Genomic DNA, 15,581 nt, shown 5'->3' with positions numbered 1-15,581 from the left:
TTATCGTTTATTTCTCCCTTTAGGACCGGTTTCCGGAAGCACCGCGGTAGAGATAATCGCAAATACGGTCAAAAAGCTGAAGTATAACAGGGCGTCTCGAAGTCCGATGTACGCTGCCAGCCAACCGATGACAAGCGTCGAGACGGCTCCCCCGAACATGCCCACGCTCAGGATAAGCCCTTGCGCTGCACCCGCGCGCTCTGGAGTCATTCCGCCCAGTTCCATGAGACTCGTAAACATGGCTGGCAACCAGCCATCTAAAGCAAGTCCGATGAGGATTACGGAAACATACAACATCATTCCATCGGATAAAGTAACCGAGCCTATGCATCCAACCAGAAGCAAAGTCAGCAGCGGCCACATAAATATTTTCCGTCTTCCCAGTGCAGCCATCAAGATCCCGACGATCAGACCGGCAACAACCGAGGCCAGTGAGATCAGACTTGTGATTGTTCCCGATTTGGCAGCGCTCATTCCCAGATCCGTCTGGAAGTAGGTAGGCAAAAAAGTCTGCAAACTCTGGGTAGACAACATAAAGGATAAATAAGCAATGACCAGCAAAATAACTTCTTTTCTCTTTATTACCGATTTCAGCAAGCTTTCTGTTTGATATGATCGTTTCTCTTGACCTCTTGGCGCCATGTCCATTCTCGCTTTTACGTTGTTCCTTGCAAATAATATCCAGAGAACCGTGGTAATCAGCATGGCCACTCCAAACCATTCGAGCGTGAGCTTCCAATTTTGCCCGACCAGATTGTAAATTGGAATAGCTACTGCCAGGGCTATGAACGCTCCTGCAAGTGAGAGGACGGAGTTCAAGGAATTGATTAGAGGCCGCTCCTTAGGCGGATACCAATCCATGGTAACCGCGACCGATGTTCCCGCCGCAATTCCCATTCCAATCCCGATTAAAATGCGACTCATTAATAATACAATATAGCTTGACGTAAACAGGGGCACCAGACCACCTAAGGTATAAAAGAGCATGGCAACCGTGCGAGTGTGCTTGATGCCGATTCTACCCATGAGAGGACCTCCTATAGATCCGGTCAAACCAGCTCCAAGCAGAACAATCGTAACCATGACTCCCGCTTCAGCTGTCGTAATATTCAAATCAGTCATCATCATTGGAATAAATACAGTGGGACCTACAAAAACAATGGTTGGAACAAGGGCGGTTAAAGCCGATAGAATCAGCATCACCCAGCGGTATGTTGAATAGTTAATAGAGCAGAACAGCATTGTTCACCTCTTTAACATAAAATTAGTATACTTCATTATTTCTTGGTAAATCGACCTGTTCCGCTGCATAAAGCCCTTCTCCATTCAAGAATGGCAAAATCAGAATTTTAACTTGCTCGATTTTTTGGTCACTACCCGGACGCAGTGCAGCGAATGCTTTCCCCACACCCCCAAATCCGGCGTAGGCGGTAATGATTTCAGCAGGGTCAAACTTGCCTTCCTTCAAATCATTGAAGGTTTCGCTTAAAGCAACATAGGATGTTTCACCATAACCGGGGCCCGTAATAAACTCCAACGTTATATTTTTATTGATGAGAACTGCAGGTCTGATCAGATTGTCCTCCATGGACGCACCTACAACCAGAAATTTGGTGTAATGCGGAACGGAATCAACCATGTTGTAAATCAGATTTTTGACTCCAGACGCCTCAAACACGTACATTCGTTGCTGATCAGATGCTACCTGCTGATATACTTCTACTGGGTTTTCTTCCACGGGATTTACAACCACGTGAGCTCCATATTTAACGGCGGTTTCCCGTCGTTTAGCCGATGGGTCGGACACAACGATGGGATAGATGCCCCGGGATGCCAGCGCAATTACGGCTCCCAAGCCTACCGTACCTGCACCCGTGACAAGCGCTCCCCCCTGTGTCGTGATGTCGGCTCTAATCACGCTGTTGTATCCGGCTGCAAGAGGCTCGGTAACCGCAGCATGGCACGGATTTATTCCATCAGGGATTTTGAAGTGGCCTCCGTTACCGACAAGTACTCGCTCTGCTAGTCCCCCCGGGTAGTCATTGGAATAACCGACGGTATACAAAATTCCATTATCGCCAATCACCCACGGCAGTACGACGATGAGATCTCCAGGTGCATAATCTGTGACATTCTCCCCCACCTCCACAACCTTGGCTGTAAACTCATGCCCTAATACCAGATCCTTGTCGGGATCGAATATTTGGCCGGTACTGCCAGCTTTGCGTACGCTATCCAGGAAATCCTCCGTATGTTCTACAGCAGAAAGATCGCTTCCACATATCCCAACCGCCAATGGTTCGACTACCATTTGATCTTGATTGGGATGCAAATCTGAAATTTCCATTACCTTGAATTCACCATGACGATAGACAACGGCTTTAATCGGGCAACACATCCTTTTACGATATAATATTAGATTTATAGATCATCCTGTGAATCGTACAGCGTCATATGATATACCCGCGCATAAGCTAAATAAGGAAAGAGATTGCTCTCTCTCCAATAAATACTACCATACTTCCGTAATCATGCGGGACGACTTTGAAAAAAGATTTTCCCCCATCGTACATCATGACGTTACGGAACTTCTGATATCTTCTTCGATCCAGGCAAGATACCCATCCAGGAACGTTTCCACTTTGGGAATAAACCCTTGTCCGATATGATAGTCCGGATCCAACGTTGTCATATACATATTTCCTTGGTGGGATTGCCGATCGACGCAAATAATCGCTTCTCCCAGTTCATTCACGAGGACAGGCTCCACTCCTGTCCCCGCTTCCAACCGAAACACACCATGATAGTGCCACTTCGCATCATGGACCGAAATGTTTTGAAATAATGGATGTTGGGCATCAACCGGATACAATGGCAAATCTGCGCCTGGATTCACCCACCAGTAGAAATTCGTCGGGTAAAACTTCCATCTGACGGGAGAGAGCCACGGCTTCTCGATCTCCCCGAAGCTGATGATGTGTCCTCCCTGCTCCAGGTATTGACAGAACTGCTCCGCATGCTCGCACAGTAGTTCTTGATTCAAGCGAGTAGGTACAATGACGTAATCATATTGCCGCAGTTCGGTTCGACGCAAATCCAATATGTATATTTTATCCGTGAACCGCTGACTGTACTTTCCGTCCTTGCTCGTAAAAAAATAATGCTGGTAGCTGATACCGCCGTATAATATGGCTGTCTTCATCGTGTAAACTCCTTTTATTAGGTAGTTAAAAAGTCCGCTTACAATGAGACTCTCTATCGATCCAAGCCAGCAGTTGTAGCCCTAATCTTCGCGCGGTCGTCGTATCGGACAATCCGTATCCCAGCAGATCGGTTCCGGCGCCTGCCAGAATCGTGCCTCTGGTCGTGTGACGATCAATATAGACAACGGTCTGACCCGCATTATCCTTAAGTGCGATCTCCGCATGGGCAGGAGCCTCGAAATAGCCCCGTGAGAAAAAACCTTTGACCCCGCGCCGATAATTCAAATCATACTCTGTGACACCGTGAAAGAGCGGATGCTCATCATGGGCAAGTATGGTCCGCTCATGGATGTCGAGCGAACTACGAATCCACAAGCGATCGCCGGGCAGCCACGGCAAAAAATTTTGGGCAAAAGACACGACAACACGTTCCTGTTCCAGAAACATCGCGATCCAATCTCGACGCTGATATAAAAATTCCTCGTCAATCGTATTGGGCACAATCACCGCGCCGTAGGATGCCAGTTTATCTATCGTCATTTCGTATAAGTACACGCGCTCTAAGCGGTTTTCGTACAATTCATGCCGATACACACGTGAGGGACTGTCCGAATAGGAATCTACATAAGCGATTTTTATCGGCTCCGTCATCTTGCGGTCCATACCTTCCCTAAGCATTGTCATCATAACAAGCCTCTATAAATGATCGCGTATAGGCGTTAGCGGGATGCAGCATGATGTCCTCTGTCGCTCCGCTCTCAAGCAGCATGCCGTTGTTCATGACAGCGACAACATCGGCGAAGCCGTAAATCGTTTCAAGCCGGTGGGTAATAAATAGGATGGACATGTTACGATCCTGCTTCACCTCCGCCAGCAAGCTAATAATGTCCCGTTCCGTCATCGGATCAAGGGCCGATGTGATTTCATCGGCAATGAGCAATTCAGGTTCCAGCGCCAACGCACGCGCGATGGCGATACGCTGCTTCTGTCCGCCTGAGCATTCAGCGGGCCGTCGCTCTAATAGCTCGTGAGGCAGGTGAACTCGTTCCATCAGTTCGTTGGCTTTTCGTTGCGCCGCCAAGCGCGTCCATTGGTTCAACAGAAGCGGCTCGGCAATGATGTCTTTGATCTTCCAGTACGGATTGAGCGAGCGCTCCGGGTTTTGAAATACGATTTGCACGTTCGCCTGCGACTTTAGGGGAACACCCTTCCACAATATACGCCCCTCCGTCGGCTGCTGCAAACCGGCAATGAGCTCGGCCAGCGTTGATTTTCCGGATCCGCTTTCCCCTACGAGCGCAAATACTTCACGCGCGGAGATGGAGAAAGATACATTCTGTACCGCAAAGGGCAGGGACAAACCAAAACGCTTTGAAATATGCTGTAGCTCTAGCAGCATCACATGCACTCCTTCTATTATTAATCTCGCCTGGTCGATGAGATAAGCGCCTGCAGCTCGCGGCTATAGCTCGTTGCAGGCTCAGGCAGCCACTTCTTCACAGGCGCATGCTCCAGCAATCGACCCTCCTTGATCATTATCACGTCATCCGCTACACGCAGTGCTGCCTGCACATCATGGGTGATTAGAAGCAGGGTCATCCCATATTGTCTTACTTTATCGACGAGCAAGTGCAAGATTTCCCGCTTGACGATGGGGTCAAGCGCACCTGTCGGTTCATCCGCAATCAGCAGGGCTGGCTTGTTGATAAGCGCCAACGCAATCATTGCGCGGCCAAGCATGCCTCCGCTTAATTCATGCGGATAGCTGTCCAGCAGCCGCTCTGGAAGCTGAACTTCCCGCAACGCCTGCGCAGCGACAAGCCGTTGCTCGGCGGCAGTAACCTGTGATGCGCCCGTCCTCTGCATCGCCTCCATGAATTGCTGCCCAACGGTCAATAGCGGATGAAAGCCAAGTCGCGGATCCTGCGCAACGAATGCAGCGTCGACCCAACGATTCATCCTCTCACCAACAGTGCCGCCACTGCGAATATACACCGAGCCGCTCATCGCATCATCCGGCAGCAACCCGTATATCGCTCGCGCCAGCGTCGTTTTACCTGAGCCTGATTCGCCAAGAATCGCCGTAATGCTTCCTGCTGCAACGGCAAAAGACATCGGATGCAATATCGCACGTTCCTTGTGAATTACGCTTACATCGTGAACCTCAATCACGTGTTCATCCGTTGCAGAGGCAGCTTCACGGGAAGCAGGGAGCAACTTCACCTTGTTGCTGGGGCTGAGGGAACGAAGCCAACGGCTCCCCTGTTGATCTTCGCCTTCACTTACCAAGGCCAGTCCAATCGCAACCAGCAGGAGCGCCAGCATGGGCGGAACAATCGTCCATTGCCAGGCCGTTGTCATCCATGTCTCGTTGTGATGGAAAGCCTGCTCCAGCATTTTTCCCCACGTCGGTTGGTTCGGATCGCCCAGTCCAAGGAAGGACAAGCTCGCCTCCATCGTCACGGCCTGACGGAACGACACAATGAACTTCGTCCGCAATAACGGAACGAGAAAGGGCAGCAGGTGTTTTCGCAAGATATAGAATGGTCGTCCATGAAACAACTGGGACGCTTTCACGAATTCACGCTCGCGCAGCGACAACACGGAGGATCGGATAAGCCTCATATATCCAGGCCAGCTAAGCAACCCAAGCGTAATCATCAACTGCCAGACACCGCCTGTTGTAAAGGCGGCTACCAGAAGCACCAGCAGCAAAGAAGGCAGCACCAGCAGTACGTTCGCCAATCCGTTAATCAGCGGATCAAGACTTCTGACATACCCTGCCACAAGTCCCAGCACCCCGCTTAGCACGGTACTCAGAATCGCAACACCCACCCCGATAAGCAGGGTCGCACGCGCCCCATAACTTAACTGACTGAATACATCCTGCCCTAGCGCATTCGTGCCAAGCCAAGTCGAGCTTGATGGAGCGAGCAATCTGTCATGATCAAAAGCAAAGGGATCTGCATTCGCAAGCAGAGGCCCTACAAGAGCCAGGACGACAAAACAAATGAGGATCGCGCTGCCTGCTGTTTTTGTTTGATTCATCACGCTCCCCCTTGCTTTCCGGTTTGAATCCGAGGGTCAAGCAGCGGGTATACCCGATCTGCGGTCATGTTCAGCAGCAATACAAATATCGTCATCAGCACAAAAAGTCCATGCAGCAGCGGGTAATCCCGCGTCAAGATCGCTTCCTGCAACAAATGGCCAATGCCTGGGTACGAAAATACCGTCTCGACAAGTACCGAACCTGCCAGCAGCCCGCCAAGGCGGACAACAATCATTGTCATAACCGGAAGAATGGCGTAGCGCAGAACATGTCTAACCAACAGCGCGCTTCTGCTCACGCCTTTGGCTAATGCAAATTCAATAAACGGCCCGCGAAGCACCTGAATCGCTTCATTGCGCATGAGTAAATAAATACCGGCCATATTCGCCACCGTCAAGGTCACGATAGGAAGAACAGCATGCCAAGACACGTCAAGCACATGATCCCACCAACCGGTAGCTGCATAAAAAGGCGTTTTAGCACCGCCAAGCGGAAACAAGTCCCACTCTACGGAAAGCCCGAGAACGAACAACATCCCTGTCAAAAATTCCGGGATCGTACTGACACTAATCATTGCAATAAACCAGCCGCGGTCCTGATCCCCCGTATGCCGCCATGCAGATACCAATCCTGCGGCGATGCCGATGATGATGGATAGTACAGTGGCAGCGCCGACGATAAGCAGTGTCCACGGAAGTCGACTCATAATCACATCATAGACCGGCATTTTATAGGTAAACGAGTGACCAAAATCGAAGGTGATTATCCCCTTCAAATAGTTCACAAGCTGCATCCCTGCCGATTCATCGAGACGGTAATAGGCCATCATCGCTGCTTTTTGCGTATCCGAAATAAAAACGGGGCCGTCTTCTCCACCCTCTAAAAAATCGATAGGCCCCCCCGGCAACAGCCGAGGGAGAACAAAATTCAAAAGCAGTACAAATCCCAGCACAACCCAATAGGTGATCGTATCCTTACTTCTGCTTCGCATTGATAAATGCCGCCTTGTTGTCCCATAGCGGGATTCCGTCTGCTATACCGCCATACGTATTGAACCAACGATCGAACTCCGCCTCCTTATACAAGAAATAAAATGGACGATGATACAAGACAAGCGTCGGCAATTCCTCTGACAAAATCATTTGCATCTCGCCTACAATCTGCTTGCGCTTTGCCGTATCCAGCTCTTGTAGCTGCTCATGGGCTAACTGCTGGAATTGCGGATGCTCAAATGAACTGCCTCTTGCTGCATACGAATTGCTTGCTTTCCCCAAAAACCACAGTCGCAGGAAATCCGGATCGCCGCTTAACCCGATATGCCCTGTCAATGCCATGTCGTACTTGTTCTCCCCCATGGCGGAGGTAAATGTCGCTCCATCCACCTGTTGAAGGTTCAACTCAATCCCAACCTTTTTCAGCATCTCCTTCATCATTTGCGCTTCTTTAGATGTAGAGGAGACGATTAAGCTAAGCTTCAGATCTTGGCGTACACCGTTGCCGTCTTTGCGGTAACCGAGCTCGTCCAGCATTTGTTCTGCTTTAGCCGTTTTATACGCATAGGTCTTCACCTTATCGTTGTACCAAGGCGAATCCGGCGGTATAATCCCGCCGCTGCCCGGAATCGGTGTCCCGCCCACCGCTTTGCTGGCCATTTCTATACGATCAAGCGCATATGCCAATGCTTGGCGCAAGCGTTTATCTTTTAATTGCGGATGACCAAGGTTGAATACGATGCGTACCGCACTGCCTGTCGGTTCGCTCTTCATCATCTGGAAGCCTTCCTTCTGAAGCTGCTCCGCTTCCTGATAGGTTAACGTCGATGCCGCATTGATTTCATTTTTTTGCAGGGACAGCACTTTATTCTTCACATCCATGTAAGCAATATCCTTTACTTGAACGCTTCCCTTGAAATAACGCTCATTGGCGCTGAACCAATATTGCCCCGTCGTCTCATCATACTGCTTCAGCGTGAACGGCCCCGTGCCGACCAAGGCTGACGGGTCGCGATAAGCGATCGGATCGCTTACTTTTTCCCACACATGCTTCGGAATAATCGGCATGATGCCTACCAGATCCGTTAAGAACGGAGCATACTTGTTGTTCAACTGAAACTGAACCGTTCCGTCCTCCGTGCTGGTCACGGATTTGATTTGGCTCATGTCGCCGGTCCAGGGAAACGGGTGTGTCTGGAAGTATTCAAATGTAAACACGACATCGTCTGCGGACAAGGCCGTTCCGTCATGCCATTTCACATCCCGCTCCAACGTGAACGTATAGCGCAATCCATCTTCAGACACCTTCCACGAACTTGCGAGCCATGGAATGACCCCAGTGCCGTCTTTCCAGGTTAGCGTGTCGAACAAGAAGCTATTCCGCAAGTAACCGCCCGGGCCCAACGGCTTGAAAGCAAACGGCGATGGATAACCACTGTCCTGCCAACCGATTCGAATGGCAGGCTGCTGCTCTGCCGAAGAGATGTGTGCTGCCTCTGCGCCTTCTGTTGATGAAGAGGTATTCACTGAATGACATCCACCTAGCAACAGGAATGCTGTTGCCAATAAGACGAAAAATGATGCTGTGCGAAAACGCATGAACATAACACTCCTTTTCTCAATCTAGCTGTAACGTACAAATGTAAGATATATGAATTGATAATGAAAATCAATAACGTATTGGGAGATGTTCGTATGAAATCATCGAGATATAGCTCGGTTGGTTTCGCTTTCATACTATTAATTAATCAATGAATTAAAAAAAAAGATAGGAACTACGCCTTAATTGATATTGATTCTCATTTTCATTTATAGTATACTCATTACGATTCTCATTCCCCTTAGGAGGCTCCACTCGTGAAGGCTCTAGATAAAATGGAAACTTTTCTGGCGTTGGCTGAATACGGGTCTTTTTCCGAAACGGCAAAGCGGCTCTTCTGCTCTCAACCGACGGTGACGAATCATATTCAACAGTTGGAAGAGAAGTTCGAGGCGACCCTGTTCATTCGTGCGGGGAAATCCGTTCGTATGACGGATCAGGGGGAAATTTTGCAGGAATACGCGAAGAAAATGATCGATCTGTTAGAGGAAGCTTCGCTGTGCATCAAAAACGCGGGGCTATCGAATCCCGTCCTCTCGCTGTATGCAAGCAACTACATGGGGACATACATCCTGCCAGATATGTTGGCACAGTATTATCATCGCTTGCCACAACAGCGCTTTGAACTCCATACGCATTGTTATACGGATCTGATCGACCTTCTTATGGAGGAAAAAATCAATATGGCCTTCCTGCCGATTTATGAGGAAGACAAGTATGTTCAGAATCAATTTGACTCCTTTACGCTGTTCCAAGATGAGTTTGTGCTCGTGCTTCCGCCGGATCACGATTGGACGGAGCGCAAAATGCTCTACGCTCGCGACATCGCTCGTACAGCGCTGCTGCTCCCGCAAAATAGCTACCTGCAGGATTGCATATTATCTCCCATTCGTTCTTTGGGGATTAAGCCGGATACGATTCACATGAGCAGCTTTGAAGTGATCAAGGAGTCAATTAAGGCTGGACTTGGTGCAGCCTTTATCCCTTACTATGCCGTGCGTGGATTGCTGGATAAAGGCGAGCTCGTAACAAAACCCGTGTTCGGATTGCGAATCGAACGCCATAACGGATTCGTGCGGCGAAAGTGCACTCCGCTTACTCGCATCGAGACCGATTTTTGGGAGTACGTTCAGGGCATATTCCGTTCTCTTAGAAGATAGCAAGCTGCGCGCAAGCCGAGAGAGATGGCGCGTCCTCCGCCATTCATCTGGCCCTGCTACGGTCTGCTCCGGCACCGCCGTCATGTTAGCGCAATGGATTCGCGCTTGCGGTAGGCGGTGGGAGACATGCCCATCCGGGCCTGGAAGACGCGCACGAAGGTCGGATACGACTTGAAGCCGGCCTCATAAGCGACGTCGGTAATCTTCATATCGGTACCGACCAGCAGATTGCAAGCATGGGCAGTCCGGTTCCGCTCCAGGAAGGAATAATAATTTTCGCCGACAGCCTGCTTGAAGGCCGCGCTGATATACGGCACGCTGTAACGGAAGCGTTCGGCCAGCATTTCCAAGGTGATGTCTTCCTTGAAATTTTGATATACATAGTGAATCACTTCCCACATCCCCCGGCGATGCATGCCCGAATAGCCCTCCAGACGGTGCTCTATCCGCTCCAGACGGTAGCGCTCGAACAGGACGAAGAGCTGGGTCAGCTTCGCCAGGAACATGGTGCGGCTCCACAGCTTCTTCTCCCGGATCTCGTCATACATTTGATGCAGCAGCGGGAGCATCTCGCCCGCAGTGGCGGCGTCCAGCGTGTAGGTCGAATGGTCATCGTCCTCCGCATCCTTCAGCAGACGGTGCAAGGTTAGGAACGAATCTCCCGCCCCGAAAAATGCCTTCAGCCCAATCGCCCCGACATAAAGAACGAGCTCCTCCCCAGGCGGAATGTCTATTTCGTGCACCTGATGGGGAAACAGTAAAGTGAAGGTGCCAGGAGCCAACTCCTTCTTGACGCCATTGATCCGCTCCGTCCCCTTCCCCTGGATCGCATACGTATACTCAATAAAATGATGGACATGGGCCGGCACGGTGCCCTTCAGCCGATGTATTTTCAATGTGAACGGAAATTCGCCATGAATCTCCTCGTCGCCATGCAGATTATCCGGGAACATCCCGATCCCTCTTTTCACCTGAATGTATGCCAAGATCGCATTACGTTCATTTTATCATTAAATATGAGAGATGTAATAAAATATTGAGAGGTGATTGATAACCTTTCGCTCTACAATCATGATGAGAGCCTTATTCAAAACAACATTCATTCCGAAGGAGCGAACATACATGAGCTTACTCAAGCATGTCCATCCGCTGCAAGGCACGGATTCCGTCTACCCGTATTCGAACGGGAATACGCTGCCGCTCATCTCGATGCCTTGGGGCATGAACGCCTGGAGCCCGCAAACCAATGAAAACGCAGGGGGCTGGTACTTCAGCCCGCATCATAACCGGCTGGAAGGGATCCGGCTTACCCACCAGCCCAGTCCTTGGATCGGCGACTATGGCCATATGACGATGATGCCGCAGACCGGTCCGCTTAACGTATGGGCGGCGGAGCGCTCTTCCTCGTTCCGCCGCCAGGACATGGTCGTGAAGCCGGACTATTTCAAGGTTCGCCTGCTCCGCTACGCGACGACATGGGAGCTGGCTCCGACCGCGCGCTGCGCCAGCATCCGCCTGACGTTCGACCGCCGGGACGGCGCGCGCTTTATCCTGTCGACGTTCCCTGGTGAAGCGTCGATGACGATCGATCCGGACAAGCGAACGCTGAGCGGCTATACGACGGCCAAGGCCGGAGGCACGGCGGACAATTACCGGATGCACTTCGTCATGACATTTGATTGTCCCGTTCTGGCCGATGCCAGCGGCTTGTCAGATCAGGAATGCAAGCCGATCGGCAGCCTGTCCGTGACGGGCGAGCGCATCGGCGCGTATGTCGGGCTCGATGTTCCTGAGCACGGAATTGTTCATGTCCGCGTCAGTACCTCGTTCATCAGCAAGGAACAGGCCTGTATCAACTTGGAGCGCGAGATCGGCGGCCGCTCCTTCGACGAAGTCAAAAACCTGGCGACCGAGGCATGGGAGAACCAGCTTCGCGTCATTGAAGTCGAGAGCGAAGACACGGAACGTCTCGACACGTTCTACACCTGCTTGTACCGGACCAGCCTGTATCCGCATGCGATCCATGAATATGACGCGAACGAAAAGCAGATTCATTACAGCCCGTATAACGGCAAGATCGAAGAAGGGCCGCTCTACGCGGATATCGGCTTCTGGGATACGTACCGCACCTCGTTCCCGCTCTACAACCTGCTCTTTCCTTCATTCGTCAACGAGATGATGCAGGGCTGGGTCAATGCCTACAAGGAAGCCGGCTGGATGCCGAAGTGGGCGTCTCCCGGCGAGCGGAGCATGATGCCGGGCACGCTCATCGACGTCTCCTTCGCCGATGCCATCGTCAAGGGCAATACCGGCTTCGACGTTGAGACCGCGTTCGAGGGGTTGCTTAAGCATGCGATGACCGTATCCAGCGACAGCCGCTGCGGACGCAAAGGCATGGGCGAATATTTGAAATACAACTATATGCCTGCCGACATCCATACGCACGAGAGCGTGTGCAATACGCTCGATTACGTCTACGGCGACTTCTGCATCGCCCAGATCGCGAAGCATCTTGGCCGCGAGGAGGAATACGCACAACTTATGGAACGCGCGAAGAACTATGCGCACCTATTCGATCCGTCCGTTGGCTTTATGCGCGGCAAGCTTCAGGACGGCAGCTGGCTGGAGCCGTTCGATCCGACGATGTGGGGCGGACCGTATACCGAGGGCGGCGCCTACCAGAGCAGTTGGGCCGTCCAGCACGATCTGCGCGGTCTGGCCGACCTAATGGGCGGACGCGAAGCGTGCAAGCGCAACCTTGATGCACTGTTCGCGGCGAAGCCGGAGTTCAAGGTCGGCTCGTACGGCTTCGAGATTCACGAGATGTCGGAGCTGGCGGCAATTGATTTCGGCCAATTCGCCATCAGCAATCAGCCTAGCTTCCACTTCCCGTACATCTATGCCGCGCTCGGCTACCCGTCCTTGACGCAGCATTGGGTTCGCAGGACGATGGATGAGCTGTTCAGCGCCCGTCCGGACGGACTTCCGGGCGACGAGGACAACGGCAGCTTATCCGGCTGGTACGTCTTCGGCGCGATCGGCTTCTATCCGCTCAGCCCGGGAGTACCGGAATATGTGCTTGGCACGCCGTTATTCAAGCGGATGACATTGCACCTCGAAGATGGCACGCCGCTCGTCATCGAGGCCGGGAACAACTCGGACGAGAACAACTACGTGGCCGGTGTCCGGCTGAACGGAGCCCCGGTTGAGAAGCTGTATGTGACGCACGACCAGGTCAAGGACGGCGGCACGCTCTCCTTCGACATGACCGATACGCCTGGCGAAGACAATTACGACGAGGCGGAGCTTCCGTATTCCATGTCGAAGCAAGCCTGATCCGAGCGCACAGAAGGGTAACAGAGGAGCCTACCCGCAAAATAGGACCCAGACCAAGACGCAGGCCGGGGCCGGAAGCTCTTCTTCCGCTCCGGCTCCCGGGCCGACGGTTTGCGCTTGCCCCCATTCGATGGCATACTGTAAACGTATAAGAAATTTTCATAGCAAGAGGTAGGAGGAGTAACATGAGACGAAGTAACAGACAGCCCACAGGCTTGATCGTCATGGCCCTGCTCATGATTTCCATGTTGGTCATCGCGGGCTGTGGCAGCAAAGCGGGCGACGCGAGCGGCGCAGACAGCACGAAGCATCCGCTTGTCACGATTGAGATGGAGAGCGGTAAGAAAATGGAAGTGGAGCTGTATCCGGACACCGCTCCGAACACCGTCAACAACTTCATCTCGTTAGTCAACAAAGGCTTTTATGATGGGCTTATCTTCCATCGGGTGATTCCCGGCTTTATGATCCAGGGCGGCGATCCGCAAGGAACCGGAGTAGGTGGACCGGGTTATTGCATCAAGGGCGAATTCTCAGCGAACGGTGTGACCAACGATCTGAAGCATGCGGAAGGGGTTATCTCGATGGCCCGTTCCACGGATCCCGATTCGGCCGGCTCTCAATTCTTTATTATGGATGCGGATGCGCCTCATCTGGACGGACAATATGCCGCATTCGGCAAAGTAACTTCCGGCATCGAGATGGTGCATGAGATTGCCAACGTGAAGCGAGATGCGAACGACCGTCCGGCAGAGGATCAGAAGATTAAGAAAATCACGGTAGATACGTTCGGCGTCGAGTATAAGGAGCCGGAGACGATCAAGGAACCGGACAGTAAATAAGCAGGCTACAGAACCCCCTCTGGAACCATCCACTGGGGGTTCGATCTGTTGCCCGCCCTTCTATCACAGGCAAGGAGCCCCCCTCTCGCAGCAATTGGAAAGTGCATTGTAAATTGTGTTTCACTCTTAAGCCATATGCCCCTTCCTTTTCATAAAATACAGAATAGAATAGGACAAGTTCTCTCTTTCGTTAGAATTGTGGTAACTTCTATTCCATCTGGTTACAGGGCAAAAATGACCGGCTTGACGCAGACCGGCTTCGAGACCTCGACGGTCTTCCCGGTAAATGTCAGCTTGCCGGTCGCCTTGTCTACGCGGAACAGTACCAGATTGTTCGTATCCCGGTTCGCCGCAATAAGATAACGTCCGCCCGGTGTTAGCGCGAAATGACGCGGATGCTGTCCTTCTACAGACACATGCTCCACCGGCGTCAATGTGCCTGCCACCACGTCGATTGCATAGACGGCGATGCTGTCATGGCCGCGGTTCGAGCTGTACAGATAGGCTCCGTCCTCCGATATCGCAATCTCCGCACACGTATTCTCCCCGGTGAAGCTGGGAGGAAGCGTCGGCACTGTCGCAATCGGCTGCAGCGCTCCTTGCTCCGCATGATAATGATAAGACGCAATCGAAGAGTCCAGCTCATTGATGACAAAAGCGAGCTTCCCGTTCGGATGGAACGCCATATGACGCGGACCCGCTCCCGGTTGGGCGGCTGTCTCGCCATGGAACTGCAGCTTGCCGCGCTCCTTGTCGATCGTATAGGCCCGAATCCGATCGATGCCCAGATCCGACACGAACAAATAACGCTCGTCCGGGCTGAAGAAAGCGGAGTGCGGATGCGGCTTCTCCTGCCGCTCGGCATTCGGCCCATGTCCTTCATGCTGCTGAACGTCCAGTTGTGCGCCGATGCGGCCGTCCGCCGTTAGCGCAACGAGCGCTATCCGTCCGCCATGATAGCTTGCCACCACAATATGATTGCTGCCGGAATCGCGCTGAATATGGCAGGTCGGCGCATCGACCGTGAAGGAGCGGTTCAATCGTTCCAACTTGCCTGCCGCCGGATCGATGGCGAAAGCGGCCGCTTCCCCTGTCTTGCCTCCGTCCCCGTTCGTTCCTTCCGCGATCGAATAGAACCGGCGGCCTTCCGCGTCCAGATTCACGAAGGTTGGATTGCGAAGGCCGGATACTTCATCTGTTAATATCAGCGATTCATTATGTTCATCGAACTCATACACATAGACCCCGCTGCCGGAGCCGTCTGCATAGGAACCGACAAATACGAGCATACGTTCTGCCATGTTGTCTTCCTCCTCGTCACAGCCTGAGACTTACCATGGTTCTAATGTACACTTATCCGCAGCGGCAAATCAATAGCGGAAAGCAAGTTCCATCCATATTG

General features: G+C 52.0%; 13 protein-coding genes. 3 read left to right on the top strand and 10 right to left on the bottom strand.

Annotated elements, in window-relative coordinates; translation table 11 throughout:
* The 8 genes from PPOP_RS12805 to PPOP_RS12770 form a co-directional block, all read right to left on the bottom strand.
* Entirely contained in the window at nucleotides 1–1,242 is a 1,242-nt protein-coding gene (locus tag PPOP_RS12805) for an MFS transporter (protein ID WP_006286897.1), read from the bottom strand.
* 22 nt (nucleotides 1,243–1,264) lie between these two features.
* Nucleotides 1,265–2,347 (bottom strand): zinc-binding dehydrogenase, encoded by a 1,083-nt coding sequence (locus PPOP_RS12800; protein ID WP_006286896.1) that lies wholly within the window; start codon nucleotides 2,345–2,347, stop codon nucleotides 1,265–1,267.
* A 225-nt stretch (nucleotides 2,348–2,572) separates the two neighbouring features.
* The gene (locus tag PPOP_RS12795) at nucleotides 2,573–3,202 is read right to left on the bottom strand and encodes a hypothetical protein (RefSeq protein WP_006286895.1); all 630 of its coding nucleotides are present in this window, start codon (nucleotides 3,200–3,202) and stop codon (nucleotides 2,573–2,575) included.
* A gap of 25 nt (nucleotides 3,203–3,227) precedes the next feature.
* A complete protein-coding gene (locus PPOP_RS12790; protein WP_234399817.1) occupies nucleotides 3,228–3,890 on the bottom strand; it encodes an aspartate/tyrosine/aromatic aminotransferase in 663 nt (220 codons plus the stop codon).
* On the bottom strand, nucleotides 3,874–4,602 hold the full coding sequence (locus PPOP_RS12785; protein WP_006286893.1) for an ABC transporter ATP-binding protein: 729 nt from the start codon (nucleotides 4,600–4,602) through the stop codon (nucleotides 3,874–3,876). Before PPOP_RS12785 ends, PPOP_RS12790 begins: the two co-directional genes overlap by 17 nt.
* A gap of 20 nt (nucleotides 4,603–4,622) precedes the next feature.
* A complete protein-coding gene (locus tag PPOP_RS12780; protein ID WP_006286892.1) occupies nucleotides 4,623–6,251 on the bottom strand; it encodes an ATP-binding cassette domain-containing protein in 1,629 nt (542 codons plus the stop codon).
* A complete protein-coding gene (locus PPOP_RS12775; protein WP_006286891.1) occupies nucleotides 6,251–7,243 on the bottom strand; it encodes an ABC transporter permease in 993 nt (330 codons plus the stop codon). Before PPOP_RS12775 ends, PPOP_RS12780 begins: the two co-directional genes overlap by 1 nt.
* Entirely contained in the window at nucleotides 7,227–8,771 is a 1,545-nt protein-coding gene (locus PPOP_RS12770; protein ID WP_006286890.1) for an ABC transporter substrate-binding protein, read from the bottom strand. Before PPOP_RS12770 ends, PPOP_RS12775 begins: the two co-directional genes overlap by 17 nt.
* Nucleotides 8,772–9,101: 330 nt before the next feature.
* Here PPOP_RS12770 and PPOP_RS12765 point away from each other — a divergent pair, with 330 nt between their 5' ends.
* Nucleotides 9,102–10,004 carry a LysR family transcriptional regulator gene (locus PPOP_RS12765; protein WP_006286889.1) on the top strand — a complete coding sequence of 301 codons (903 nt, stop codon included), beginning with the start codon at nucleotides 9,102–9,104 and terminating at the stop codon, nucleotides 10,002–10,004.
* A gap of 80 nt (nucleotides 10,005–10,084) precedes the next feature.
* Here the strand turns inward: PPOP_RS12765 and PPOP_RS12760 are convergent, their stop codons facing one another.
* Nucleotides 10,085–10,957 carry an AraC family transcriptional regulator gene (locus tag PPOP_RS12760; RefSeq protein WP_006286888.1) on the bottom strand — a complete coding sequence of 291 codons (873 nt, stop codon included), beginning with the start codon at nucleotides 10,955–10,957 and terminating at the stop codon, nucleotides 10,085–10,087.
* A 169-nt stretch (nucleotides 10,958–11,126) separates the two neighbouring features.
* Between PPOP_RS12760 and PPOP_RS12755 the strand changes: the two genes are divergently transcribed.
* On the top strand, nucleotides 11,127–13,340 hold the full coding sequence (locus PPOP_RS12755) for a GH92 family glycosyl hydrolase (protein WP_006286887.1): 2,214 nt from the start codon (nucleotides 11,127–11,129) through the stop codon (nucleotides 13,338–13,340).
* A gap of 185 nt (nucleotides 13,341–13,525) precedes the next feature.
* Nucleotides 13,526–14,179, top strand: coding sequence for a peptidylprolyl isomerase (locus PPOP_RS12750; RefSeq protein WP_006286886.1), 654 nt, complete (start codon nucleotides 13,526–13,528; stop codon nucleotides 14,177–14,179).
* A gap of 221 nt (nucleotides 14,180–14,400) precedes the next feature.
* Here PPOP_RS12750 and PPOP_RS12745 read toward each other — a convergent pair whose 3' ends face one another.
* The gene (locus PPOP_RS12745; protein ID WP_006286885.1) at nucleotides 14,401–15,480 is read right to left on the bottom strand and encodes a lactonase family protein; all 1,080 of its coding nucleotides are present in this window, start codon (nucleotides 15,478–15,480) and stop codon (nucleotides 14,401–14,403) included.
* Nucleotides 15,481–15,581 lie beyond the last annotated feature (101 nt).

The organism is Paenibacillus popilliae ATCC 14706 (assembly GCF_000315235.1).
Lineage (GTDB): Bacteria > Bacillota > Bacilli > Paenibacillales > Paenibacillaceae > Paenibacillus_B > Paenibacillus_B popilliae.
This window is presented reverse-complemented; position numbering and strand designations above follow the sequence as displayed.

Coding starts and splice junctions, on each gene's coding strand:
- PPOP_RS12805 (WP_006286897.1), bottom strand. CDS start 1,242: ATGCTGTTCTGCTCTATTAACTATTCAACATACCGCTGGGTGATGCTG.
- PPOP_RS12800 (WP_006286896.1), bottom strand. CDS start 2,347: ATGGAAATTTCAGATTTGCATCCCAATCAAGATCAAATGGTAGTCGAA.
- PPOP_RS12795 (WP_006286895.1), bottom strand. CDS start 3,202: ATGAAGACAGCCATATTATACGGCGGTATCAGCTACCAGCATTATTTT.
- PPOP_RS12790 (WP_234399817.1), bottom strand. CDS start 3,890: ATGATGACAATGCTTAGGGAAGGTATGGACCGCAAGATGACGGAGCCG.
- PPOP_RS12785 (WP_006286893.1), bottom strand. CDS start 4,602: ATGCTGCTAGAGCTACAGCATATTTCAAAGCGTTTTGGTTTGTCCCTG.
- PPOP_RS12780 (WP_006286892.1), bottom strand. CDS start 6,251: ATGAATCAAACAAAAACAGCAGGCAGCGCGATCCTCATTTGTTTTGTC.
- PPOP_RS12775 (WP_006286891.1), bottom strand. CDS start 7,243: ATGCGAAGCAGAAGTAAGGATACGATCACCTATTGGGTTGTGCTGGGA.
- PPOP_RS12760 (WP_006286888.1), bottom strand. CDS start 10,957: ATGTTCCCGGATAATCTGCATGGCGACGAGGAGATTCATGGCGAATTT.
- PPOP_RS12755 (WP_006286887.1), top strand. CDS start 11,127: ATGAGCTTACTCAAGCATGTCCATCCGCTGCAAGGCACGGATTCCGTC.
- PPOP_RS12750 (WP_006286886.1), top strand. CDS start 13,526: ATGAGACGAAGTAACAGACAGCCCACAGGCTTGATCGTCATGGCCCTG.
- PPOP_RS12745 (WP_006286885.1), bottom strand. CDS start 15,480: ATGGCAGAACGTATGCTCGTATTTGTCGGTTCCTATGCAGACGGCTCC.